The sequence below is a fragment of the Streptomyces xingningensis genome (assembly GCF_054957865.1).
Window position 1 is genome coordinate 1 of the sequence record NZ_JBDJPF010000011.1, and the last position, 24516, is coordinate 24516.

At 70.3% G+C, this 24516-nt stretch carries 23 protein-coding genes and 2 riboswitches; of the genes, 12 read left to right on the forward strand and 11 right to left on the reverse strand.

Annotated features, from left to right (window positions below):
- Window positions 1-554 precede the first annotated feature (554 nt).
- Complete coding sequence (locus ABCR83_RS08325; protein ID WP_462694203.1) at window positions 555-704, forward strand: hypothetical protein; 150 nt, start codon at window positions 555-557, stop codon at window positions 702-704.
- 392 nt (window positions 705-1096) lie between these two features.
- On the opposite strand, the gene ABCR83_RS08330 is transcribed toward ABCR83_RS08325, so the two are convergent.
- Window positions 1097-1819 carry a GntR family transcriptional regulator gene (locus ABCR83_RS08330; protein WP_462694204.1) on the reverse strand — a complete coding sequence of 241 codons (723 nt, stop codon included), beginning with the start codon at window positions 1817-1819 and terminating at the stop codon, window positions 1097-1099.
- 203 nt (window positions 1820-2022) lie between these two features.
- Here ABCR83_RS08330 and ABCR83_RS08335 point away from each other — a divergent pair, with 203 nt between their 5' ends.
- The 8 genes from ABCR83_RS08335 to ABCR83_RS08370 all read left to right on the forward strand — a co-directional run bounded on the left by ABCR83_RS08335 (window position 2023) and on the right by ABCR83_RS08370 (window position 7631).
- Window positions 2023-2214 (forward strand): hypothetical protein, encoded by a 192-nt coding sequence (locus ABCR83_RS08335; protein ID WP_462694205.1) that lies wholly within the window; start codon window positions 2023-2025, stop codon window positions 2212-2214.
- Between the two features lie 94 nt (window positions 2215-2308).
- Window positions 2309-3343: a radical SAM protein gene (locus ABCR83_RS08340; protein ID WP_462694206.1), complete on the forward strand. Its 1035-nt coding sequence runs from the start codon at window positions 2309-2311 to the stop codon at window positions 3341-3343.
- Between the two features lie 56 nt (window positions 3344-3399).
- Window positions 3400-3984 (forward strand): dTMP kinase, encoded by a 585-nt coding sequence (locus ABCR83_RS08345; protein WP_462694207.1) that lies wholly within the window; start codon window positions 3400-3402, stop codon window positions 3982-3984.
- Entirely contained in the window at window positions 3977-4477 is a 501-nt protein-coding gene (locus tag ABCR83_RS08350) for a hypothetical protein (protein ID WP_462694208.1), read from the forward strand. The genes ABCR83_RS08345 and ABCR83_RS08350 overlap by 8 nt, the downstream gene beginning before the upstream one ends.
- Window positions 4474-5265, forward strand: a complete 792-nt coding sequence (locus ABCR83_RS08355; protein ID WP_462694209.1) for an STM4013/SEN3800 family hydrolase — start codon at window positions 4474-4476, stop codon at window positions 5263-5265. The genes ABCR83_RS08350 and ABCR83_RS08355 overlap by 4 nt, the downstream gene beginning before the upstream one ends.
- A gap of 24 nt (window positions 5266-5289) precedes the next feature.
- Window positions 5290-5724 carry an NUDIX hydrolase gene (locus ABCR83_RS08360; protein WP_462694210.1) on the forward strand — a complete coding sequence of 145 codons (435 nt, stop codon included), beginning with the start codon at window positions 5290-5292 and terminating at the stop codon, window positions 5722-5724.
- Window positions 5725-5921: 197 nt separating this feature from the next.
- Complete coding sequence (locus ABCR83_RS08365) at window positions 5922-6851, forward strand: sporulation protein (protein WP_462694211.1); 930 nt, start codon at window positions 5922-5924, stop codon at window positions 6849-6851.
- Between the two features lie 120 nt (window positions 6852-6971).
- Complete coding sequence (locus ABCR83_RS08370; RefSeq protein WP_462694212.1) at window positions 6972-7631, forward strand: zinc ribbon domain-containing protein; 660 nt, start codon at window positions 6972-6974, stop codon at window positions 7629-7631.
- A gap of 9 nt (window positions 7632-7640) precedes the next feature.
- Here the strand turns inward: ABCR83_RS08370 and ABCR83_RS08375 are convergent, their stop codons facing one another.
- Together ABCR83_RS08375 and nicT are read right to left on the reverse strand one after the other, a co-directional pair.
- On the reverse strand, window positions 7641-8699 hold the full coding sequence (locus tag ABCR83_RS08375; protein WP_462694213.1) for an NAD-dependent epimerase/dehydratase family protein: 1059 nt from the start codon (window positions 8697-8699) through the stop codon (window positions 7641-7643).
- Between the two features lie 84 nt (window positions 8700-8783).
- Window positions 8784-9887 (reverse strand): Nickel transporter NicT, encoded by a 1104-nt coding sequence (nicT, locus tag ABCR83_RS08380; RefSeq protein ID WP_462694214.1) that lies wholly within the window; start codon window positions 9885-9887, stop codon window positions 8784-8786.
- A gap of 29 nt (window positions 9888-9916) precedes the next feature.
- A riboswitch (cobalamin riboswitch) is annotated at window positions 9917-10131 on the reverse strand.
- Window positions 10132-10403: 272 nt separating this feature from the next.
- Here nicT and ABCR83_RS08385 point away from each other — a divergent pair.
- Both ABCR83_RS08385 and ABCR83_RS08390 read left to right on the forward strand, forming a co-directional pair.
- Window positions 10404-11894 (forward strand): APC family permease, encoded by a 1491-nt coding sequence (locus tag ABCR83_RS08385; RefSeq protein WP_462694215.1) that lies wholly within the window; start codon window positions 10404-10406, stop codon window positions 11892-11894.
- A gap of 62 nt (window positions 11895-11956) precedes the next feature.
- The gene (locus ABCR83_RS08390; RefSeq protein ID WP_462694216.1) at window positions 11957-12547 is read left to right on the forward strand and encodes a YIP1 family protein; all 591 of its coding nucleotides are present in this window, start codon (window positions 11957-11959) and stop codon (window positions 12545-12547) included.
- 109 nt (window positions 12548-12656) lie between these two features.
- Here ABCR83_RS08390 and ABCR83_RS08395 read toward each other — a convergent pair whose 3' ends face one another.
- The 4 genes from ABCR83_RS08395 to ABCR83_RS08410 form a co-directional block, all read right to left on the reverse strand.
- Window positions 12657-13862 carry a cytochrome P450 family protein gene (locus ABCR83_RS08395; RefSeq protein WP_462694217.1) on the reverse strand — a complete coding sequence of 402 codons (1206 nt, stop codon included), beginning with the start codon at window positions 13860-13862 and terminating at the stop codon, window positions 12657-12659.
- Between the two features lie 161 nt (window positions 13863-14023).
- A complete protein-coding gene (locus tag ABCR83_RS08400; protein WP_462694218.1) occupies window positions 14024-15235 on the reverse strand; it encodes an MAB_1171c family putative transporter in 1212 nt (403 codons plus the stop codon).
- On the reverse strand, window positions 15228-15881 hold the full coding sequence (locus tag ABCR83_RS08405) for a hypothetical protein (protein WP_462694219.1): 654 nt from the start codon (window positions 15879-15881) through the stop codon (window positions 15228-15230). The genes ABCR83_RS08400 and ABCR83_RS08405 overlap by 8 nt, the downstream gene beginning before the upstream one ends.
- On the reverse strand, window positions 15878-16363 hold the full coding sequence (locus ABCR83_RS08410; RefSeq protein WP_462694220.1) for a helix-turn-helix domain-containing protein: 486 nt from the start codon (window positions 16361-16363) through the stop codon (window positions 15878-15880). Before ABCR83_RS08410 ends, ABCR83_RS08405 begins: the two co-directional genes overlap by 4 nt.
- A gap of 290 nt (window positions 16364-16653) precedes the next feature.
- Between ABCR83_RS08410 and ABCR83_RS08415 the strand changes: the two genes are divergently transcribed.
- Complete coding sequence (locus ABCR83_RS08415) at window positions 16654-17574, forward strand: trypsin-like serine peptidase (protein ID WP_462694221.1); 921 nt, start codon at window positions 16654-16656, stop codon at window positions 17572-17574.
- Window positions 17575-17626: 52 nt separating this feature from the next.
- Here ABCR83_RS08415 and ABCR83_RS08420 read toward each other — a convergent pair whose 3' ends face one another.
- The 4 genes from ABCR83_RS08420 to cobN all read right to left on the reverse strand — a co-directional run bounded on the left by ABCR83_RS08420 (window position 17627) and on the right by cobN (window position 24251).
- On the reverse strand, window positions 17627-18355 hold the full coding sequence (locus tag ABCR83_RS08420) for a hypothetical protein (protein ID WP_462694222.1): 729 nt from the start codon (window positions 18353-18355) through the stop codon (window positions 17627-17629).
- The gene (locus ABCR83_RS08425) at window positions 18355-19614 is read right to left on the reverse strand and encodes a VWA domain-containing protein (protein WP_462694223.1); all 1260 of its coding nucleotides are present in this window, start codon (window positions 19612-19614) and stop codon (window positions 18355-18357) included. The genes ABCR83_RS08420 and ABCR83_RS08425 overlap by 1 nt, the downstream gene beginning before the upstream one ends.
- 93 nt (window positions 19615-19707) lie before the next feature.
- Window positions 19708-20484: a hypothetical protein gene (locus tag ABCR83_RS08430; protein ID WP_462694224.1), complete on the reverse strand. Its 777-nt coding sequence runs from the start codon at window positions 20482-20484 to the stop codon at window positions 19708-19710.
- 146 nt (window positions 20485-20630) lie between these two features.
- Entirely contained in the window at window positions 20631-24251 is a 3621-nt protein-coding gene (cobN, locus tag ABCR83_RS08435) for a cobaltochelatase subunit CobN (protein WP_462694225.1), read from the reverse strand.
- Window positions 24252-24344: 93 nt separating this feature from the next.
- A riboswitch (cobalamin riboswitch) is annotated at window positions 24345-24484 on the reverse strand.
- Window positions 24485-24516: the final 32 nt, after the last annotated feature.

The window sequence follows — 24516 nt, forward strand, 5'->3', positions numbered from 1 at the left end:
GGGGCTCCTGGTCGGGCGCGGAGCGCTTGCCGTAGCCGGGGGCGGCCATGGGGGGAGCGTAGGGGCGTGCGTCGGCGGTAAGGTTGGCGGCAGCCATGAGATCGTTCCGATCTGCGATCTTGGTGGTCAGACCCTCGCCGTGTGTTGAGTGCACCGGCGGGGGTCGTTTGCTTTGTCGTGCTTGTGGCGCACGCTACACGCCGACGACGCGTGGTCGCGACTCGATCACAAAATGTCATCCGTCCGTGTGCGGAAGGGACTTGGGTGGGAGGGAGGGATTGGCCTACCGGCCATTCCTTGGAAAGCGGCTCGAATCTTGACGCCCGAATCCCGACGCTCAAGTCCCGAATGCGCGGGCGTCGGAAGGTCTCCAGGTCACGAACGAAGGAGGGTTGGCGATTGAGCGACTCGAGCTTCGGGCCTCGGGTGCCGGGCTATCACTCCTCAACCGTCAAGTCTGCTCCGGCAGACGCTTGCAGGAAAATAGCAACACGGCCCCTCGAGTTGCCCGAGAGAACCGTGTTCCCGGGATGCGCCTCACAGCTCGGGGTTCCATGTCCGCTCGGCAGCGCAGGAACGAAGTGGAGTGGATCATCAACGCCCTGAAGAACTTCCGGGCAGTGGCTATGAGGTTCGACAAACGCGCCCACATCTTCCACGTCGCCGTCGCCTCGATCCAGCTCCGGCTCTGGCTCCGCTCATGATCCGCCGATTGGCTACTCGTCCGAGCCCGCAGCCGACGACAGTACCTCAACGACGAAGAACTGGAAGCCGATTTTGGTCGAAAGGGCATGGAAGTCGTCGGAGAAAAGGGTGCTGCGCTGACCGCGATCAGTCGGCCACCGGGCCTGCGCGAACACATCAGATCACGGAGCGGATCAGTGGTCTCGATCAACGGCGCTCGACACAACATGTGAACCTAGTGCTGTACGAGACTTCTTGCGGGCGGCGCCGCAGCGTTCAGTGCGCATTGCCCCCACCCGCCGACGTGTCCGGCAGCAGCCCCGCCCCGTACTGAACCGGCAGGACACCCACGGACAGGTACTCGACGTCACTTCGCCGACGCCCGTGTCGCCGATCACCTTGGGCACGGAGGCTACGGCTGGCCGGGGGCGGCGTCGAAGCGGTACTCGTAGCCGATGACGTGCCGGTACGGCAGGCACCATTCGCCGTACTCGATGATTCCCTGGTTGTCCCACAGACGGTGGGCTCCGGCGAGTATCGGGGTGCCGGTCTTCAGGCCGAGGAAGTCAGCTTCGCGGGCGTCGGCGTCCCGCGCGTGCATGTCGTCGCGGCCTTCGACGGGTTGGCGGCCAGTGACCTCGATGATGCGGGACAGCAGACGCGGGGCCTTGCCGGCGGAGGTGGAGAGCAGGTCGGGGACAGAGACGGCGAACTCGGCCGGATACCAGGTGACCGCGAGCATGAGCCGCTGCTGGCTCCGACCGGTGTGCCACTGACGTCGTACGACCTGGTCGCCTTCGTCAAGGTCGAAGATGTCGGCGACGTACAGCGGCGGGACGACGAGCTGGGCTTCGGTGACGATGACGGACTCGCCGTCGCCGAGGACGCTGCCGGTCCGCAGGACACGGGTGATGCGGTCGTAGCCGGAAGATCCAGCCTTGGGCGCGTTGGCAATGTAGGTACCGCGCTGGCTGGTGCGGATGTAGCCCTCGACCTGGAGCTGCCCGAGTGCTTTTTGCAGAGTGGCGACGGCGACTCCGTATTCGGCGGCCAGGGTGCGGTGGTTGGGGAGCTTGGTGCCCTCGGGGAGTTCGCCGTCGAGGATGCGGCGGCGGAACTCGGTCGCGAGGCGCATGTACGGGTGGCCCTCAGTCAGGTCTGCGGTTTCCGAAACAGTGTTCACGACGGCGGCTCCCAAGTGCGGTGTGGCCTAGGTCAGTTGACTGTACTAGGCCACTCTCTAGTCTTGCATTAAGTAGCCTAGGTCGAGCATCCTTACGACCTAGGCCACACATTAAGTGTTGGGCTGATCACGCATGCCTGGAAGGACTCACGCCTGTGAGCCACCACGCACACTCCCGCACCCGTCGACACCCCCGCAAGCCCGTTGATCTCGTCGAAACCGTCACGGCCTGGGCCTACGGCATCGGCACCGTCGGGTGTCTCGGCCTGGCGGTGCACCAGCAACACGCGCACGAACCCCCGCACCTGCCGTCCGGGATCTCGCTCCCGGACTTCATGCAGGAGTAACACCCGCGGCGAGGTGACCACGAGCACCTGGCCGGCGCACGTACTTCACACCACCTGTCGTGGCGGCGGCACGCCCGCTGCCTTGGAGGAAGCCATGGAAGTACCGCTCACCTTCGCTCCGCTCGCCCCCCGGGGCGACACCGACTGGACGGCCCTGCGCGTTTACGCGGCCCTGCGCGGGCAGGTCCGCGTCTCGTTCGGGCCGAAGTGCAACATCGGCTGCTTCTTCTGCCACAACGAGGGCGACGTCCCGCCGGAGCTGGCCCGGCGCGACGCATCCTTGCAGCAGCGGCCCCGTTCGCTGTGCGCCGAGCACTACGTCACGGTCATCACCGCGCTCATGAAGGCCGGGCTCAAGCGGGTCTACTTCACCGGTGGCGAACCGCTCGCCTCGTCCCTGGCCAAGCCGGTCCTGCAACAGCTCCCAGACCCGGCCCCGGACGCCTCGTACACGCTGATCACCAACGGCACCCGCGTTCGCGCCAACCAGAAATGGCTGGCCGACACGCCCCTGGACAAGGTGAAGGTCTCGCTGCACTACTTCTCCGACGAGACCTTCCGGTCCATCGCCCGGACTCGCCAGGGCATCGCGTCCGTGCTCGACGGCATCGACGCCGCCCGCGAGATCTTCGACCGGGTGGAGCTCAACTGCCTGCTGCTCAGGGACAACGCGCACGAGATCCGCTCGATCCTGGACTTTGCCCTGAACCGGCGGATGCCCGTGCAGTTCATCGAGCTGGTCGGCACCGACTTCAACGAAGGCCACGCGGATTCCGCTGTATCGGCCGACGGCATCGTGGCCTACTTACGGACCCTGGCCGCCCAGGAGCACATCGAGGTAGCCGGGGTCGGCCAAGGACGGCGCGTCTTCCGGGTCGATGGCATCGAGATCGACGTGATCCACCGCGATCTGGGCCGCTACCACGTCGGCCAGTGCGGCACCTGCCCCCTGCGGCCCAAGTGCGTCGAGGGGTTCTGGGCCCTGCGCGTCGACCACGACGGCGGCCTCCAGCCCTGCCTGCTCCGCCAGGACCTCCGCATGGACCTCAAGGACCACTTGGCCGTCCCGGACCAACTGGCCGCCGCCGTAGCCGGCCACATCGCCGCCTTCACCGAGGGGACGCTATGAGCCTGCCGCCCACATACGCGCCCGTCCCGTCCGATCGCGCGCGAGGGGCCTTCACCGTGTTCGAGGGTCTGTCCGGCGTCGGGAAGACCACCATCAGCGAGGCCATCGCCACCCGGCAGGCCGCCGGGAGCCTGCACACCCTCCCGTTCCCGCACTCCGACTGGGCCCCGCTGATCAACAAACAGCTGCGGCCCCTGCCCCAGTTCGCGTTCTACCTCTCCGGGCTCCTGCACGCCTCCGACACGATCCGCAAGTACCGCCGGCACGGCCCCGTCGTCGCCGACCGATACGTCTCCTCCGTGGCCGCCTGTCACGCCGCCGTCCACGGCATCCCCCTGGACGAGGTCACACGGCTCCTGGAGCCCTACCGGCCCTACCTGGAGACCCCGGACCAGACCTTCTACTTGCGCTGTTGCGAGGAGGAGCTGCGGCGGCGCCTCGCGGCCAAGGAGAGGCAAGGCAAGCTCACCGCCGACGACTCCGAGCTGTTCACCGTCCCCGGTCGCCTCACGCGGCTCGTGGCCAACTTCGACGCGGTCGCCGAAGCGGACCCCACCGCCATTGTCCTGGACACAGACGGCAAGAACCCCGACGAGCTCGCCGACTGGATCACCGAACGCATGAGGGCCCGTCATGCTTAACCCGATCGACACCGAGAAGGTCATCCGCGACGGTGCCGCCTGCGGCCAGTACCCGGGCGAGATCCACGAAGGCGTCGGCTGGTGGGTCGGTGCCTGCCTCGCCGTCGTCACCCACGCGACCCGCATCGCGGTCGCCCACGACGGCCACGCCACCAGTGCTTTGTTCCATCGTCGCCTGTGCCGGGGCGCGATGAACGCGCAGCACTACGCGTGCACCGTCATGGACCTGCACGTCGCCGACGAGCACGACCTGACGGCCGCCATGAAGGAGCTGGGCGGAGTGCCCGGCGCCCTCATCACCGCCACGCCCGACGGAGGCGCCGAGACCGTTCGCATCGCCGTCTACGACCGCCATGGCGAACTGCTCGGCGAGGATGCGGGCTTGGCCCGCATCCGCCAGATGATCGCCGACGATCACGTGCCCATCCCCGTCAACGACCAGGCCCGAGGCCACGTCGAGGACTACGTACTGCCGGAAAGAGCCAGCCAGTGATCAACGCCGCCGAGATCATCACCACCGGCACGAACATCCTGTTCGTCACCCTTGACTCCCTGCGGTACGACGTCGCCCGTACCGCCTACGACATGGGCCGCACTCCGCACCTGGCCGCGCTCCTGCCTCGTGGCGGATGGGAGCGACGGCACACCCCCGGATCGTTCACGCTCCCTGCGCACATGGCGTTTTTCTCCGGGTTCCTGCCCAAGTTCCCGAGGCCCGAACAGCCGCCCCGCCTGTGGGAGTGCCGACCGCCCGCGTTCAAGACGGTGCCACCCGAGACGTTCATGTTCGACGCCCCCAACCTCCTGGCCGGGCTCGGGCAGCACGGCTACCGCACGGTGTGCATCGGCGGCGTCACATATTTCTCCCGTGAGACGCCGCTGGGCAGCGTGCTGCCCGAGCTGTTCGACGAGGACTACTGGCGGCCGGAGTTCTGCTCACCCGAGATCGACTCCACCCGCTATCAGGTGGACCACGCCCTCGAGGTCACCGACAAACACTCGGACCGGCCGCTGTTCCTGTTCCTCAACGTCTCCGCCACCCACGTCCCCCACGGCCACTACACCGGCCAGAGCGCCGACACCGTGAAGTCGCAGCGGGCCGCGCTGGCTTACGCCGACGAACACCTCGGCCGCCTGGCCACCACTCTGACGGCGAAGGCTCCGTGGCTGGTCATCATGTGCGCCGACCACGGCGACGCCTACGGAGACGACGGGTACCAGGGCCGGGGCATCGCCCACCCTGTCGTGATGAATGTTCCGTATGCGGCCACGGTGCTCTGAGGGCCGTCGCTAGGCTCGCTCGGCATGAGCGATGAGGTTCAAGGACGAGGCCCGGCCCGTGACGCCGCCGTGGTGGTGGCCCGCGACGACCAGGGCCTCGTCGCCATTCTGACCGCCGGCTTCCCCCGCCACGGTGGCGAGTACCTGTTCCTGCCCGGCGGACGCCGCGAAGACGGCGAGACACCCGAGGAATGCGCCCGGCGCGAGCTGATGGAAGAAGCCGGAATCACCGCGACCCGGTGGCGGCCTCTGGGAGCCTACGCCATCACGCTGGAGTCCACTGCCCGGGTGCACCTGTACGAAGCACGCGACCTGACGCTCGGCCCCCAGCAACTCACACCCACCGAAGAGGACTTCAAGCTGTCGTGGTGGCCCATGGCAGACGCCATCGATGCAGCAGCCCAGGGTCGGTTCCTTCTCCCTGCGGGTCCTCTCGCTCTTCTGCTCGCCAACCAGTGACCGGACCGCGGAGCGGACCTGGGGTTGGATTTCCCCAGGGAACCCGCCGATGCCGTCCGCGTCGCCACTTCGTTCTGGAGCAGTGTGAACCGCCGCGACTTCCTGACCGGATCAGCTTCGCGCTCTCCGCGTTCACCACCCCCGTCACCCGCTGGCTCGTCACCCCCGCCGACGACACCGCCCATCACCGGGGTGGGATGCGGGTCGGCCGCCTGGACCTGGACGAGCTGCGGAACGCTGCCGGCGAGGCCCGCCGCTGGGACTCCAAATACGGGGGCGGGAACTGGCGGGCCAGCTCCGTCACCACCTGCCTGGAACAGCAGGCCGTCCCGCTGTTGCAGGGCTCGTTCTCCGACGAGGTCGGCCGTGAGTTGTTCTCCGTCACCTCCGAACTTTCCCGGCTGGCCGGCTGGACGGCCTTCGACGTCGGGCAACATGAGGTGGCCCAGCGGCACTTCATCCAGGCCCTCCGCCTCGCCCGCGCGGGCGGGGACGTCCAGCTCGGCTGCTATGTGCTGACGACCATGGCCATGCAGGCCCTTATGCGCGGGTTCGCCGAGGAAGCCATCGACATGGCCCAGGGCGCCTTCGAACGCGCCAAGCACGACGCGGTGCCACGGGTGCTGGCCTTCACCAAGCTCATCGAAGCCCGCGCTCACGCGCGGACCGGAGACGAGCGGACCGCCTCCCGGGCCCTGGCCGCCTCCGAAAACCTCCTTGAGCGGACCCGCGAGGACAGCGGCGACGAGCCGGGATGGATCGACTTCTATCACCACGCGCGACTGTCCGCCGATGCCGCCGAGGTCTTCCGGGACCTGAAGAACCCCCAGGCCGCCCTCGCCTGGAACCAGCAGGCCGTCACCATGCAGCCCGGGGTCTTCACCCGCTCCGTCGGGATGCGGCTGGCGATCGTGGGGACCGCCCATCTCCAGGCCCGCGACCTCGACCACGGCCTGGAGCTGGGCAACCGCTCCGTCGACATCCTCGCCCGTGTGAAGTCGGCCCGCGCGCTGGATTACGTGCGCGAGTTCAACGCCGCCCTTGCCCCCTGGCGGCGCGAGCCGACTGTCCGCGAGTTCATCCACCGGACCCGCAAGGACCTCAACTGCACATCCCCCACGCCATGATGAGTGCCCATCACCGGAGCGAGACAAGGAGACGCTGCGCGCAGAACCGGCCGCCCGGTGAGCGGCGTCCATCCAGCGGAGAGAGCTGGAGAGCGAAGTCCGATCCACGGGGGGCATGTGGTGAGCAATGAGATCTACTTCGCCGGCAACTACCGGGACCTGTGCCAACAGCACGGCACCGCAGCGGGGTTCCAGTTCGAGTTCTACTGCTCGCGCTGTCATGACACTTGGCGCTCCCCCTTCGAGCCCTACCGGGGCGGTCGGCTGGCCGGCTGGCTCGGCAAGGGCATCGGGGCGGCGTCCGGGCTGCTGGGAAAGGTGGTGAGCGAGGTGTCCACCGCCGCCGACGGGCTGGCCGGGTCCGCGTGGGGCAGTGCCCGCGACGCCGCCTTCCAGCGAGCCATCGGCGCGGCCGAGGGACACTTCAACCGCTGTGCGCGCTGCGCCTCGTATGTCTGCGGCCGCTGCTGGAACTCCGGGCAGGGGCTCTGTCTGCACTGCGCCCCCGATACCGCGGGCGAGATGATGGCGGCCCGGCAGCAGGGGCTCAACGACCAGGTGGCGCGGCGCGCCTATGACGAGGGGCAGCGGCGGGGGGAGGAGCAGGATGCGCTGACTCCCCGGCAGTTGGTCTGCCCTCGGTGCCGTGCCGAGACGCATGGCGGGCGGTTCTGTCCGGGCTGTGGCCACCAGTTGGCGCAGCAGGCGGTGTGCGCCGGGTGCCGGGCGCCGCTGCTGGACGGGGCGGCCTTCTGCTCCGGCTGCGGGCAGCGGCAGTAGCCCGCGGGCCTACGCCGGACGGCCACGTTGTGGCGTGTGCGCGAACTCGGCCATGCCCGTGCTGAATTCGGTCTCGGGGCGCCAGCCCAGTTCCCGGCGCAGCCGCCCTGAGTCGGCGGTGATGTGGCGGACGTCGCCGAGGCGGTACTCCCCCGTCACCACGGGTGCGGGTCCGCCGTGGGCGGTGGCCAGGGCGGTGGCCATCTCGGCGATGGTGTGCGGGTCGCCGCTGCCGCAGTTGTACGGGCGCAGGGTGCCCGGTGCGCGGTCGGGGAGCGCCTCCAGGGCGAGCGCGTTCGCGGTGGCCACGTCGCGTACCTGGATGAAGTCCCGGCGCTGGCCGCCGTCTTCGAAGACGCGCGGGGCCTCGCCGCGCGCGAGGGAGGAGCGGAAGAAGGAGGCGACGCCCGCGTAGGGGGTGTCGCGGGGCATTCCGGGGCCGTAGACATTGTGGTAGCGCAGCGACACGGCGCGGCCGCCGGTGGCGCGGGCCCAGGCGGCGACCAGGTGTTCCTGGGCCAGCTTGGTGGCGGCGTAGACATTGCGGGGGTCGGCCGGTGCGTCCTCGTCGACCAGGCCGGGGGCCAACTCCCTGGCGCAGTGCGGGCAGAGTGGTTCGAAGCGGCCCGCCGACAGGTCGGTGGCGGTGCGCGGGCCGGGGCGTACCGGGCCGTGGGCGGGGCACTGGTAGTGGCCCTCGCCGTAGATGACCATCGAGCCGGCCAGGACGAGGGAGCGTACGCCCGTCTCGGCCATGGCGGCGAGCAGGACGGCCGTGCCGAGGTCATTGCAGCCCACATAGGCGGGCGCGTCGGCGAAGTCCTTGCCGAGGCCGACCATGGCGGCCTGGTGGCAGACGGCGTCGATGCCGCGCAGGGCGCGGGTGAGGGCCGCCTGGTCGCGGAGGTCGGCGTCGATCCACTCGACGCCCTGGGGGCGGGGTGGTGCCTGTGGGTGGGCGGTGGGCAGGAGCGCGTCGAGGACGACGGGCTCCTGCCCTTGTGCGGTGAGGGTGTCGGTGATGTGCGAGCCGATGAAGCCCGCGCCTCCGGTGACGAGTACGCGCATGGGGCCGACGTTAGGGGCCGGGCCGCCGGTGTGGTGGGTCGCGCGGGGTCATGTCACCGGTCCGTAAGACCCGTCGGCTTCCCGTCAGCTCTCGGCGGCGCGGGCCGCCCAGCGTTGTTCGACCTTGGCGAAGCGCCAGTAGGCGAGGGCGAGGGCCCACACCACCACGAACAGGCCGACGATGACAAAGCCGACGTTGTCCAGGTCGAGCGAGGAGATCCAGCCGGTGACCGGGTCCGTCAGGTCGAGCTTCTCGTGCAGGACGCCGACGAGTTCGATGGTGCCGATGAGGAAGGCGACGGCGATCGACAGGCCGGTGATGGTGAGGTTGTAGTAGACCTTGCGGACGGGGTTGGAGAACGCCCACTGGTAGGCGAAGTTCATAAAGGTGCCGTCGAGGGTGTCGAACAGGCTCATCCCGGCGGCGAACAGCAGGGGCAGGCACAGGATCGCGTACCAGGGCAGTCCGGCGGCGGCGCCGCTGCCGGCCATCACCATCAGGGTGACCTCGGTGGCGGTGTCGAAGCCGAGGCCGAAGAGGAAGCCCAGCGGGTACATCTGGCCGGGGCGGGTGATGGAGCGGGTGAAGCGGCCGAGGATGCGGTTCATGAAGCCCCGTGAATCCAGCTGCTGTTCAAGCTCGGCCTCGTTGTAGCGGCCCTCGCGCATGGCGCGGAAGATGCGCAGGATGCCGGCGAGGGCGATGAGGTTGAGTGCGGCGATGAGGTAGAGGAAGCCGCCGGAGACGGAGGTGCCGACCACCCCGAGGGTCTGGTGGGTGGTGGAGTTCTCGTCCATCAGCTTCCCGGCCAGCTGGGTTCCGCCGACGACCAGGGCGGCCATGGCGATGACGACGCTGGAGTGGCCGAGCGCGAACCAGAAGCCGACCGAGACCGGGCGTTTGCCGTCGGCCATCAGCTTGCGGGTGGTGTTGTCGATGGCGGCTATGTGGTCGGCGTCGAAGGCGTGCCGCATGCCGAGGGTGTAGGCGGTGACGCCGAGTCCGATGCCGTAGACATCGGAACCCACCTTGTAGTGGTTGGGGACGATGAGCAGGAAGAGCACGCCGAAGGCGAGGACATGCAGGGCGGCTATGACGGCCAGCAGGCCGGCGGTTCGTACGGTGTCCTCGCGGCGCCAGTGGAAGGCGGGGGCCGTACTGCCGGGGGTATCGGTGGACAGGGTCATCTGCGGATCACGCTCCAGCACCTCGTGGATCGATTCGAGATGCCGTGGCCGGTCTCCTGGCTTACGGGTTCCTTCGCACTCGTCCCTGCCTTCCCGGCAGCCGGCTGCGGCCAGTGGCTCCATGCGCCCCGGGCGCGTGGAACGGGACGGTGACTCCCCGATCACAGTGGCGAGGGCCGCTCCGGACTCGGACCCGCGAGGGCCTGCACCGGTCTTCCCGAACACCACGGCCGGGCCACTTTAGCGTTTCGATCACGGAGGCGTGGCTGAAACGTGGCGATTGTCATGTTCCGCTTAAGGAGGGTTCGGGCAACCGGCACACAGTTGACGCATAGATCTTGACGCCCGCCCGGCCACGCGGCCAGAGTCACCGGCACCCCACAGGCGAACTCCAGTGCGCTGTTCGGGCGGTGACCGGACATTCGCGCTGCTCAACCCCGTCCATGTGATGGACGCGTCAGGCAAGCCGGTGCTACGAGTGCGAGTGCAGCAGACGACGAGGAGAGGTTGACCGCCATGGCAGATCCGGACAACGAGCCCGAGCGGCAAGTCGGATTCGTCCGCCGCATCGGTCTCTTCCAGGGCGTCGCCATCAACATGAGCCAGATGTGCGGCATAGGACCCTTTGTCACCATCCCGGCCATGGTGGTCGCCTTCGGCGGGCCGCATGCCGTCATCGGCTTTATCGCCGGTGCCGTTCTGGCCTTGGCCGACGGGCTGATCTGGGCCGAGCTGGGCGCCTCGCTGCCCCGTGCGGGCGGCAGTTACGTCTATCTGCGGCAGGCGTTCCAGTACCGCACCGGCAAGCTGATGCCGTTTCTGTTCGTCTGGTCGGCGATGCTCTACTTCCCGCTCGCCATGTCCACCGGGGTCGTCGCCTTTGTGCAGTATCTCGGCTATCTCTGGCCGGATATGACACAGATTCAGGGAGATCTCACCGGGCTCGGCGTCCTGGTGCTGGTGATCGCCCTGCTGTGGGGGCGGGTGGAGAATCTCGCGCGGATCACCGTCGTCATGTGGTGCGTGATGGTCGCGGCGGTCGCCCTGGTCGTCGTCGCCTCCTTCACCCACTTCAGCGCCCACCAGGCGTTCCACTACCCCGCGCACGCCTTCGACCTGACCACCAGCGGCTTCTGGATCGGCTTCGCCGCGGGGCTCACCATCGGCTTCTACGACTATGGGGGCTACAACACCACTTCCTACATGGGCGCCGAGATCAAGGACCCGGGGCGCGTCCTGCCGCGCACCATCATCTATTCCATCCTCGGCATCATGGTCATGTACCTGCTGCTGCAGATCGGCACCCTGGGCGTCGTCGACTGGAAGGACATGCTCGACAAGGACAACCCGGCCTCCTCCTCGGTCGCCTCCGTGGTGCTGGAGAAGACCTGGGGCAAGGGCGCCGCGGACGTCGCGACCGTACTGATCCTGATCACGGCCTTCGCCTCGATGTTCACCGGTCTGCTGGGCGGCTCGCGGATCCCCTTCGACGCCGCCCGGGAGCGGGTGTTCTTCCGCCAGTTCGCGGTTCTGCACCCGCGTCACCGCTTCCCCGTGCTGGGGCTGCTGGCCATGGGAGTGATGAGCGCGGTGGGCTTCCTCATCGGCCGTTACACCGATCTGCAGACCCTCATCCAGCTGCTGATCACCGTGATGGTGCTGGTGCAGGGCTTCGCCCAGGTCGCGGCCGCGACCGTACTGCGCCGCCGCCAGCCCACCCTGCGACGCCCCTACCGCATGTGGCTCTATCCGCTGCCCAGCGTGGTGGCGCTCGTGGGCTGGCTGGTCATCTACGGCTACGCGGACAAAAGCTCGCCGGGCAGGCACCCCATCGAATGGTCGCTCGCCTGGGTGGGGGCCGGGCTCCTGGCGTTTGTGCTGTGGGCGCGCCACGAGAAGACCTGGCCGTTCGGGCCCCGTGATATCGACGAGGAGCATCTGCGCACCGTCACCCCGGACACGGACCCGGACGCCGACCCCGGCCCGGTGCAGCCCGCGCCGGTCTGACGCCGCGGCACCGTTCGGCCCGGCCGCCCGCGCCCGGGCCGAACGGTGATAAAACGACATCCATGCCATTGACCACCGCATCCACCCCCCGCGCCCCCGCCGCCAAGCGGCGCCGACTGCTCTGGCACCGGCTGATATTCGGGCTCTGGTACCGGCCCGTGGAGATGCTCGACGAGGCCCGGGACCGGAGCGTCTGGGGGGCGGCCACCTTCCTGTCCCTGCTGTGCGGAGCGCTGGGGACGCTGGCCAAGGACTCCTTCTGGGCCCAGTGGCAGGTGAGCCGGCTGCTGGCGCTTGAGGCCATGGCCATCGGATCGGGCGCCATGCTGCTGGCCAGCCTGCTGCTCGGGGTGGTCACCCAGGCCATCGCGCGCCGCCTGGGCGGCAACGGCAGATTCGGGCCCACCGCCAGCCTGTTCGTCCTCGTCTTCTGGACGACCGACCTGCCCCGCCTCGCCCTGGACACCTGGCTGTCCGCGTCGTCCGTCCCGGTACGGGCGGCCGCCTGCATCACGGCGGCCTTCGGCTATGCGCTGGCCACCTTGCTGATACGGGGTCAGCACCACCTGCCCACCCACAAGGCCGTGGCGGCCGTGAGCATCCAGATGCTGGCGGCGGTGGCCCTGCTCAAGTTCCCGCCCGGCAGCTGGTGAGATGCGAAGGCCCGCCCGGTGCGACGGGGGATGCACACCGGGCGGGCTCGAAGACAGTTCTACCTCATCAAGGATGGGTTATGCATCAAAAACCTGTTCGCCTTGTCGGTTACCAGCGAACAGGCAGCGAAATCAAGCCACGCGCACGGATCGTCGGACGCCACCTCAGCTCCTCGCGCGGCACCGCGAGTTCCAGCTGCGGGAAGCGCTCCAGCAGCGCGGTGAGCGCCGCCTCGGCCTCCGCCCGGCCCAGCGAGGCCCCCAGGCAGTAGTGGATGCCATGCCCGAGCGCCAGCTGCCCGGAGGTATCGCGCCGCAGGTCAAGCCGGTCGGCATCGGGGAACCGGGCGGGGTCGCGATTGGCCGAGGCCAGCGAGAGCAGCACGGTCTCCCCCGACGGTATGGTCACCCCGCCGATTTCGATGTCCTCCACCGGGAACCGGCGGATGGCCAGCGGAACCGGCCCGTCCCACCGGTTGACCTCCTCGATGGCCGCCGCGAGACCGTCCGGATTCATTCGCAACTCCCGGAGCAGTTCCGGGTGGTCCAGCAGGGCCAGGACCGTGTTGCCGATGAGGTGGACGATGTTCTCGTAGCCGCCGAAGAGGATCAGGAAGGCCAGCGAGGTCAGTTCGTCCTCGGACAGCCGGTCCTCGCCCTCGCCCCCGTCGCGCACCGCGATCAGGTCGGAGAGCAGATCGTCCCCCGGCTCGTCGCGCTTGAGGGCGATCAGTTCGGTGAAGTACCGCATCAGTTGCCCCACCGCCTCCTTCATCAGGTGCGGCCTGCTGCGGTCCGGGGTGATCAGCGCATCCGTCCAGGCCCGGAAGTCGACCCGGTGCTCCTCCGGCACGCCCAGCAGTTCGCAGATCACGATGACCGGCAGCGGCCCGGCGTAGTCGGCGATCAGATCCGCCCGGCCGTCCGCCGCCACCGCGTCCAGCAGGCGGTCGGCGACCCGGCGGATCGGTTCGCGCAGCCTGGCCACCCGGCCGGGGGTGAACGCCTTGACCACCAGGCGGCGCACCCGGGTGTGGTCCGGCGGATCCATGTTCAGGAGGTTGGCGTCCAGCACCGGGGGCAGCGCGAATCCGGCGTAGTTGCCGGGCCGGGCATTGCGCTTGTCCAGCGAGAGGCGGGGGTCGGCCAGTGCCCGGCGGACGTCCTCGTAACGGGTCACCAGCCAGGCGGGCCTGCCGTCGGGGCCGGTGATGCGGTGTACCGGGGCGGTTTCCCGGAGCTTGGCGTAGGCGGAGTGCGGGTCGGCGATGAGCGGCGCGACGTCGATGGGGTCCGGGTGTGTTTGCGGCTGCATGGGACCCGACTGTAGGACAGGGAGCAGTACGGGGCGCCGGTGGCCCGAAGCGCCGGATCGGTTAGGTTGCACGGGCGGCACCGGGATCCGTACGTGGGGTACGGATCCCGGCGCCGGCCCGTGTCGCAGGCGGCCGTGACCCCCGTCCAGGGCCGCCTCGTCTAGGGACGGCGTGCCGCGCCGAGCTCCCGCAGCTCGGTGAGCACCGCATCGACCAGCCCGTCGTGGAAGACATCCGCGACCCGCGCCAGATGCTCGTGCTCCTCGCCCGGGTCGGCGCTGACGGTCACCACCACGCTGTCCGCGTGCGGGACGGGCACATGTCCGGTGGCCTGGTTGGCGAGGCCCCGGCGCAGCACCGCCGCCTCCACCACGGCGGCCAGGGTGCGCTCGTCGAGCGCGGCCGTGTGCGCCCTGCGGCGGGCGATCTCCAGGGCGGCGGGCTCGACATGGCGCCTGACGCCGCGCTGGATGTCGCGGATCTCGGCCATCCGCCGGTTCGCCCGCCACTCCAGATCGGCGAAGGGCCAGCGGCCGGTCCAGCGGGACTCGGCGATGGTGACCTCGGGGACCTGCGCGGTGACCTCCCGCCACAGCGGCTCCAGCCGGCGCAGCCGGCGCCAGGCCGCGGCCCGGGGGCCGATGGCGGGCAGTGAGAAGCCGAGGAGGACCAGCAGGGCGGCCACCGAAGCGCTCATCGGGGCCACGCCGTTGGAGAGCCAGTACACATCGTGTCCAGCCCGGGTGAGCGCGAAGCCCGCCAGCTTGCAGACGCAGTAGAGCAGGCCCAGCCAGCAGCCCGCGGCGAGCGTCCGCAGCCCCTTGGACAGCCAGGACGGGCCGAGGGTGGCGGCGTAGCGCGGGCACAGGAGGCCGAGCCCGGCGAGGCTGGTGCCGAAAATGGCCAGATACAGCATCAGAAAGGCGAGCACACCGGGGGCGTTGGCGTAGGCGGTGCTGAAGTCGCGGGGGTGTTCCACGGCGTCGGGGCGTCCGACGGCGAAGCAGACGATGGCGGTGGTCCAGGTCACCAGCACGGCGGCCACCGCGATCCGGGACCGCAGGACGGCGCGGTCGTGTGCCGCCCGGTCGCCGCGGCTGGTCCAGCGCAGCAGCAGCACGGTGGCGCCCGAGGCGAACAGCACCACGGCCGAATAGAGGAAGACCATGGCCAGGTTGGCCACCCCGGTGAGCCGGTCGAAGCCCCGGTAGACGCTGGGCGCGGAGAACAGGAAGACGACCGGGACGCCCGAGGTCATCAGGGCCGTCAGGCCCAGGTCGAGGTTGCGCCGGTCGCGGAACCAGGCGGTGGCCTTGTAGCCGACGATGATCCAGGTGATGGCGCTGAAGGTGAGGTAGAGGGCGTCAAACACCGCCGGTGCCCTCCCCGTTGGAGCCGTGCCGCCGCATTTCCCGGCGTACGTGCTGGAGCGCCGGGCCGAGGGATGCGGCGAGCTCGGCCGCCTGCCCTTCCGTCGGCAGGTCCTGGCCGGGGGGCGGGGGCACCACCTTCGCCATCAGGAGGGTGCCGAGGATCTCGGTCTCGCGCTCGGTGAGGTCGTCGTAGCAGTGGTGCCGGGCCAGGCCCATGGTCAGGCCCAGCCGGCGCATGGCCGTGGCCACGTCGACCGAGGGGGTCCATACCTTGAGCGCGTTCTCCGTGACGGCCGGGTCCTGGTCGTGGCCGAGCAGCAGGTGCCCGAGCTCGTGCAGCACGATGTGGACCTGGTGCCAGGGCGAGGTCTTGAGCTCATGGACGATCCAGTAGGCGTCGTCGGTGGTGGCCGTCATGCCGGAGACCACGCCGTCCAGGCTCATCGGCACCAGGTGGATGGGGCGGCCCACCCGCCCGGCCACCACAATGCACAGGCCCGGCAGATCGGTGGTCTCCGGCAGTGCGAGTCCGGCGATGAGCTGCTTGCACCGACGGCGTATTCGCCCCACCCGCATGCCCGCTCCGTCCTCGGCCTCGGTACGCCGCCAGTAAGTGAAGAGCCGGTCGTCCGCCACGGCGGTCACGGGCGTTCCTCACCGTGGGGGCCGGGTGGGTCGGACGGGAGGTTCATCTGCTGCCGGAACTGAGAAATGATCGTGCCGAGGCTGTCCTGGACCTCGGGCGGCAGGCCGACCGAGCGCAGGGCGATCGCCCGTACCCGCTGGTCGCGCATGGCGACGAGGAAGGTGACCTCCTCCTCCACGCGCGCGGCCTGCGAGGCCGACAAATCACCCAGGAGATAGCCGACGGGCACGGCGAAGAACTTGGCCAGCGCGCGCAGCACATCAGGGCTGGGGTTGGCGCGCCTGCCGTTGCGCAGCATCGACAGGTACTGCTCGGTGAGCGTGACGCCGCCGTACTCCTCGGTGCCCCGGCTGATCTCCTCCGCGACATGGGCGTTGGTGTACGGGGCGCCGCGCGGATGCATGTTGGCGAACAGGTAGTTGAGCCGCTGTGCGAGCGGGCTGCCCGGGTCCCCGGTCGGCTTGTCCCTCCCGATCGCCATCTGCGCCCCCGCCTTGTGTGATGTTCCGCCGCTGCCTCACGGCCGGTTAAGCCGGATACGACCGCGATGGGCATCCTGTCACGGGCGGTCGCCCGGTACTAGTCCATCTTGGGTTACGAGCAGGTGACGGGCTTAACCGCGAGTTGATGCCCCGTCCGGTGCGGGGGCGTGCCGGTGTTCCGGCGTACTGGTGAATCCTGTCGCGTCCGGCTCTCGCCACGCGCCTCGCGCCCGTAGGACGATGACACGCTCACCCCGTACGCCCCGGCGCTTCAGGGAGGAACTCGCTCATGAGCAGACCCTCGGCCGCACGCGGCCTGATCGTCCTGATACTGGGCCTGATGGCCATGAACCTGTCCGGACCCGCGGCCCATGCCACGGGCGGGTCGCCCGCGGCGGCCCTGGCGGCCGACGCCTACTGGACACCCGAGCGCATGGCGGCCGCCCTTCCGGCCGAGGACGAGCAACGGTCGGCGGGCCCCGCGAAGGCCGAACAGGCGCCTCCCAGCCATCCGTTCGACGGACTGCCCCAGGTGGGCACCTTCTTCTGGACCGACGGGCAGAATCAGGGCCGGTTCTGCGGCGGCACCGTGGTCAACAGCCCGTACCGCGATCTGGTGGTCAGCGCGGCCCACTGTCTGCGCCGGCCGGACCCCAAGAAGCAGTTGTCCTTCGTGCCCCAATACCACGACGGCCGCAAGCCGCACGGCATCTTCCCGGTCGATCTCATCTATATCGACCAGCGCTACTACGACCTGGGTACGGACGGCGGCGCCCGCTGGGACTACACGGTCGTCCGGCTCGGCCCGCGGGCCGACGGGACCCTGGTGGAGCGCGCCGTCGGCGGTTTCGACCTGGCCTTCGACCCGGGGTACCGGCACCGCAGCGTACGGCTGATCGGCTACCCGGGCAGCAGCGACGCCAAGTATCCCAAGCCGCTGGACTGCTCCTCCTCCACCCACCGCTACACCAGCACCGACCCCAAGGCGCCCGGCGACTTCCTGGAGATCGCCTGTGCCGGTTACATCGGCGGCACCTCCGGTGGCCCGTTCCTGGTCCGCGATCTGGACGGGTATGCGCTCATCGGCGTCATCGGGGGCTATCACACGGGGGGTGACACCCCGGACATCTCCTACAGCTCGTACTTCGGCGAGGACCTGCTGACGCTGTATCTGAGCGCCGTCCACGGCGACAAACCCGCGGGCTACTGAGCGAACGGCGGAGGCCCCTTGTCGGTGAATTCGAGGGGCCTCCGCCGACGCGCTACCGCCGGGGGCGGTGCGGGTGCCGGGTCAGGGTGTAGCCGCCGATGGCCGCGAGCGCGCCCAGCAGCGCGCCGCCCACGGTCCACAGCCAGCGGTCCGACCACCAGCCGCCGTTCCAGCCGCCCTTGGGCTCGGCGACGGCCCCGGCGTGCAGGGGTGCACCCAGCCCGCCGCCCTCGGCCCGCGCCCCGCCGGCGTCCTCGGCACTCGCCTCGACCTGTGCCCGCACCGGCAGGCCCAGGTCCTGGTCGGGGCCGTCGGTGATGGTGAGGCGGAGGTAGTACGCGCCGGGCAGCGGGTCGTTGGCCCAGCGCTCGGACCAGGGCCGGACCGTCCGCAGGGTGCAGGTCAGGGTCACCGAGGAGTCCTGTGGGGACGCCTTCCTCGTCGGCTCGCCGGAGGCGCACGCCTGCCGGCGGCGCAGCCCGTCGAAGACATCCAGCTGCCAGGTGGCCGCGCCGTGCCGCGCGGCGGCCTCCGGCAGGGTCACGGTGGCCTTCGCGGTGGCCCGTTGTCCGGCCCCGGCCGGGAACTGCCAGTAGAGGTAGTCACCGGCGGAGGCAGCGGCGGTCGCCGGCCGGCCCTGCTTGATCGCGGTCGCGGTACGGAAGGTGGTACCCGCCTCGGTCGGCGTGCCGTCCTCGCCCTGGGCCCCGGCGGGGACGGAGGCGGCGATCAGCGCCGCGGCCGTGAGCAGCACACCGGTCAACACCCGTCTGATACGCATCAGTTCTCCCTCCACACCGCGACGCGCCAGCGGGCCAGCCAGCCCCCGAGCAGTCCGGCGATCAGCCCGGTGCCGCCCAGTACGGCCAGCAGGATCCAGCCCCGGCCCAGGCCGAAGGCGGCCAGGTCGGAGGGCTTGTCGGGGGACTTCACCAGGTCGACGGCCAGCTCCACGGGCAGGCCGGGGTCACGCTTGACGCCCGCGGGCGCGGAGAAGGAGTGGGAGACCTCGAGGCAGACGACCGACGCTTCCCGGCCGCCGCCCTTCTTGCCCTTCCCCACGGGGTATCTCAGCCCCGATGCCAGCACATCGGTGCGGCCGCTGCCCGCGTCCGAGCCGCGCACCAGCTCCTGGCCGCTCTCGCCCACGGCGCGCACCAACACCCCGTAGTCGCGGTCCACTTGGCGGTCGGCAGCGACGCTCGCCGCGGCGCGCAGCTCCTGGCCCGGCTTGACCTTGACCCGGTACCAGCGGTGCTCGCCGAACTTCTCGCGGTCGGTGAACAGCCCGGCGCCGAGCTCGGGCGCGGTCGGGCAGGCGTTGCCGCCCTGGGCGGGCTTGGGGGTCTCCACCGGTGTGTCGGCGCGGCGCACCAACTGCTTGATGCGGCCGGAGAGTTCATTGGTGTGCCGCACGGTGGTATAGGTGCCGCCGGTGGCCTCGGCGATGCAGGTGAGCTGCTCGCGGGTCTTGTCGTCGTGGGCCAGGCCGAGCGTGTCGACCGTCAAGTGGGTGCCGTTGGCGGCCAGTTCACGTGCCACGTCGCAGGGGTCGGGCTGTCCGCAGGAGTCCTCGCCGTCGGTGATGAGCACCACCCGGCGGGTGCCGCCGTCTCTGCCCAGGTCCTGGTCCGCGCCGCGCAGGGCGTTTCCGATGGGTGTCCATCCGGTGGGGCGCAGGGTGGCGACGGCGGCCTTGGCCTCGGTGCGGTCGACTCGGCCGACGGGGTAGAGCTGCTTGGTGTCCTTGCAGCCGACGGTCTTGTCATCGCCGGGGTAGTTGGCGCCGAGGGTGCGGATGCCGAGCCGCACTCCGTCCGGCACCGCGTCGATGACCTCGTTGAACGCCTGCTGGGCGGCCGCCATGCGGGACTGGCCGTCCACGTCCCGGGTGCGCATCGAGCCGCTGACGTCCAGCACCAGCTCGACCTTCGGGGAGTCCTTCGCGGGTCCGTCGGCGGCGCTTGCCGGTGCGACGCCCCCGGCCAGCGCGGCGAGCAGGGCGAAGGTGCCCGCCGCGAGCCGTCTTGTGATGATCATTGGAGCGATCTTAGTGACCATCAGGCGGCCGGTTCAAAACGGGAGTTGACCCGGCCGGGAGGGCATCGGGGAGTGCCCCGATGCCCTGCGGGTTCAGCTGCCCATGCTCTTCTTCAGCTTGTCGACGTCGATGACCTCGGAGGGGGCGGGCGTCTTGCTCGGCACCGGCTTGCCCCAGTCGGAGAAGGTCATCGTGCCGGCCTCCTTGCCCTTCTTGGTGAGGGTGACCGGGTAGGGCTTGCCGGTGGCGGCGATCGTGAGGGTCTGCTCCCCGCCCTTCTCGATCAGCGTGACGACCTGCTGGCCATTGACCGTGGCCGTTTCGCCCTTGGTGAGACCCTTGTCGTCGTCACCCGAGTCCTTGCCGATCTGCTGCTGGAACCCCTTGAGATTGCACATCTCGGCCATGCCCTTGAGCATCTCGTCCTTGGTGCTGCCGTGGATGTAGCGCCCCTTGAACAGCTCAGCCGCGGCCGGGTTGCCCTGCGCCTTCATGAACTTCTCGTCCGGCTTCATCCAGACCTTGTCGCCCAGCTTGATGATCTCCGCGCTGCCCTCGGTGGCGGAGATCGTGCCCGCGCAGTCGCCCTTGCTGTCCAGCGCCAGGTCGAGCTTCATGGCCTGCGGCCCGGTGGGCTGGTCCATCTTCATGCGCACGGACGTGGCCGACAGCAGTTCGTGCTTGGCCTTGTCGGATATCTCCTTGGCCGAGAGGTTCGCCAGCTCATTGCGCGGCTTCTCCTGCTGGGGGCTGCTGCTCGCGGAGGCGGCGTCGTCCTTGCTGTCGGACTTCTTGTCGTCGCTCTTGCTGCACGCCGAGAGACCGACCACCGCTGCCACGCAGGCGGCCGCCACCACAACGCTGTGCATCCGTGCCATTACGCAAGACCCCGTTCCACTGTTCAAAACCGCGTTCCACTGTTCCCCGTCGATTTTACTTTCTTCCCACCATACGGGCTGCCACCGACAGCGGGACCACCGGCCCCACCACTGTCGGCCACCGCGGCACCGCGGGCTCAGCCCTCCTCGGCCTCCCGCTCCCCCTCCGTCTCCAGGTCTCCCTCTGTTTCCAAGAACACCTGCCGCAGCTCCGCCAGCGTCTGCGCGTCCGGCTTGGCCCACATGCCGCGGCTCTCGGCCTCCAGCAGCCGCTCGGCGATGCCGTGCAGCGCCCAGGGGTTGGCGTCCTGGAGGAACGCGCGGTTCTCGGGGTCGAGGACATAGGTCTGGGTGAGCTTGTCGTACATCCAGTCGGGCACCACGCCGGTGGTGGCGTCATAGCCGAACAAGTAGTCCACGGTGGCGGCGAGTTCGAAGGCGCCCTTGTAGCCGTGCCGCCGCATGGCCTCGATCCAGCGGGGGTTGACCACCCGGGCCCGGAAGACCCGGGAGGTCTCCTCGACCAGGGTGCGGGTGCGAACCGTCTCGGGGCGGGTCGAGTCGCCGATGTAGGCGGCCGGGGCGGTGCCCTTGAGCGCGCGTACGGTCGCCACCATGCCGCCGTGGTACTGGAAGTAGTCGTCCGAGTCGGCGATGTCGTGTTCGCGGGTGTCGGTGTTCTTGGCGGCGACTGCGATGCGCCGGTACGCCGTCTCCATCTCCGCACGGGCCGGGCGGCCCTCCAGCCCGCGGCCGTAGGCGTAGCCGCCCCAGACCGTATAGACCTCGGCGAGGTCGGCGTCGGTGCGCCAGTCCCGGCTGTCGATGAGCTGCAGCAGGCCGGCGCCATAGGTGCCCGGGCGGGAGCCGAAGATCCTGGTGGTGGCGCGGCGTTCATCGCCGTGGGCGGCGAGGTCGGCCCGGGCGTGGGCCCGGACGAAGTTGTCCGCGGCGCCCTCGTCCAGGGCGGCGGCCAGCCGCACCGCGTCGTCCAGCAGGCCGATCACATGCGGGAAGGCATCGCGGAAGAACCCGCTGATGCGCAGGGTGACATCGATGCGCGGGCGGCCCAGTTCGGCGAGCGGGATGGGCTCCAGGCCGGTGACCCGGCGTGAGGCGTCGTCCCACACCGGGCGGATGCCCAGCAGGGCGAGGGCCTCGGCGATGTCGTCGCCGGCGGTGCGCATGGCGCTGGTGCCCCACAGGGACAGGCCCACCGACTCGGGCCAGCTGCCCTCGTCGGTGCGGTAGCGCTCCAGCAGGGAGTCGGCGAGGGCCTGGCCGGTCTCCCAGGCGAGACGGCTGGGGACGGCCTTCGGGTCGACGGAGTAGAAGTTGCGGCCGGTCGGCAGCACGTTGACCAGACCGCGCAGCGGGGAGCCGGAGGGGCCCGCCGGGACGAAGCCGCCGGCCAGGGCGTGCACGGCGTGGTCGAGCTCGTCGGTGGTGGCGGCCAGCCGGGGTACCACCTCGCGGGCGGCGAAGTCCAGGATGTCGGCGACCTGTTGCGACTGCCCCTCGGCCACCCGGGCGACCGCGGACGGCTCCCAGCCCGCCTCCTCCATCGCCTCGACGAGCGCGCGGGCCCGCGCCTCGGCCTCGTCGGCGGTGGTGCGGGTGGCGGCGGACTCGTCCAGGCCCAGGGCCTCGCGCAGGCCGGGCAGGGCGGCCGTGCCGCCCCAGATCTGCCGGGCGCGCAGGATGGACAGGACGAGGTTGACGCGCTCGGGGCCGGTGGGCGCGCCGCCCAGGACATGCAGGCCGTCGCGGATCTGGGCGTCCTTGACCTCGCACAGCCAGCCGTCGACGTGCAGCAGGAAGTCGTCGAAGCCGTCGTCCTCCGGGCGGTCCTCGAGGCCGAGGTCGTGGTCGAGCTTGGCGGCCTGGATCAGGGTCCAGATCTGGGCGCGGATCGCCGGGAGCTTCGCCGGGTCCATGGCGGAGATCTGCGCGTACTCGTCGAGGAGCTGCTCCAGCCGCGTGATGTCGCCGTACGACTCGGCGCGGGCCATCGGCGGCACCAGGTGGTCGACCAGCGTGGCGTGGGTGCGGCGCTTGGCCTGGGTGCCCTCGCCGGGGTCGTTGACCAGGAAGGGGTAGACCAACGGGAGGTCGCCCAGGGCGGCGTCGGGGCCGCAGGCGGCGGACAGGCCGGCGTTCTTGCCGGGCAGCCACTCCAGGTTGCCGTGCTTGCCGAGGTGGACCATGGCGTCGGCGCCGAAGCCGCCGTCCTGGCGGGCGGCCGCGATCCAGCGGTAGGCGGCCAAGTAGTGGTGCGAGGGCGGCAGATCGGGGTCGTGGTAGATGGCGATGGGGTTCTCGCCGAAGCCGCGCGGCGGCTGGATGAGGATCAGCAGGTTGCCGCGGCGCAGCGCGGCCAGCACGATGTCCCCTTCGGGGTTGCGGCTGCGGTCGAGGAACATCTCGCCGGGCGCGGGGCCCCAGTGCTCCTCGACGGACTCGCGCAGCCCGGCGGGCAGCTCGGCGTACCAGCGCCGGTAGTCGGCGGCCGGGATGCGGACCGGGTTGCGGGCGAGCTGCTCCTCGGTGAGCCAGTCCTGGTCGTGGCCGCCGGCCTCGATGAGCGCGTAGATCAGCTCGTCGCCGTCGCCGGACTCCAGGCCGGGCACCTCCTCGGTGCCGAAGTCATAGCCCTCCGCGCGCAGCCGGCGCAGCAGGGCGACGGCGCTGGCCGGGGTGTCCAGGCCGACGGCGTTGCCGATGCGGGAGTGCTTGGTGGGGTAGGCGGAGAGGACGAGCGCGAGCCGCTTCTCCGCGGCCGGGATGTGGCGCAGCCGCGCATGCCGGACGGCGATCCCGGCGACGCGGGCGGCGCGTTCGGCGTCGGCGACATAGGCGGGCAGGCCGTCCTCGTCGACCTCCTTGAAGGAGAACGGCACCGTGATGAGGCGCCCGTCGAACTCGGGCACGGCGACCTGGGTCGCGGCGTCGAGCGGGGAGAGCCCCTCGTCGTTCTCCTCCCATGTGCTGCGCGGTCCGGTCAGGCACAGGGCCTGCAGGATGGGGACGTCCAGGGCGGCGAGCGCGCCCGCGTCCCAGGATTCGTCGTCGCCTCCGGCGGAGGCCTCGGCGGGCCGGGTGCCGCCGGCGGCGAGCACGGTGGTGACGACGGCGTCGGCGGCGCGCAGGGTCTCGATCAGCTCGGGCTCGGGGGCCCGGAGCGAGGCGACATACAGCGGCAGCGCCCGGCCTCCGGCGTCCTCGATCGCTCCGCAGAGGGTGTCCACGAAGGCGGTGTTGCCGCTCATGTGGTGGGCGCGGTAGTAGAGCACGGCCACCGCCGGGCCGCTCGCCCCCGGCTTGGGGGCGCGCTGCAGCGCGCCCCACGCCGGGGCGGCGGCGGGGGGTTCGAAGCCATGACCGGTGAGCAGCGCGGTGTCGGAGAGGAAGCGGGCGAGCTGCTCGAGGTTGGCGGGGCCGCCGTGGGCGAGGTAGGCGTGGGCCTCGGCGGCGATGCCGATGGGAACGGTGGAGTGCTCCATCAGCTGGGCGTCGGGGGCCTGTTCGCCGGTGAGGACGACGACCGGGAGGTCCCCGGCGAGCAGCAGGTCGAGCCCTTCCTGCCAGGCGCGGACGCCGCCGAGCAGCCGTACCACGACGAGTTGGGCGCCCTCGAGGAGGGCGGGCAGGCTGTCGAGCGGGAGCCGGGCGGGGTTGGCGAGCCGGTAGGGCACCGGGCCCCCGGCTGCGCGGGCGCTGAGCAGGTCGGTGTCGGAGGTCGACAGGAGAAGGATCACGCGGCGCTCCCGAGTGCGAGTGCTTCGAGGGTCGTCCGTGCGCGGGACCGGAACATGCGCATGCTGCGGCAGGCCTTCCTCGGGGTCCGCGCCCCGGGCGGTGGGAAGACGGCGGGAGTTCCTGACTCGCCCGGCATCGCTGCCGGGCTCACAGTGGCGGGACCGTGCCGGAATCTCACCGGCTTCCTCCCCTGGCGCCGTCTTGGGCGGTGAGCGTCATAGTAGCGATCTCCGGCGCGGGTACGGATTGCGGGGAAAGGCCTCT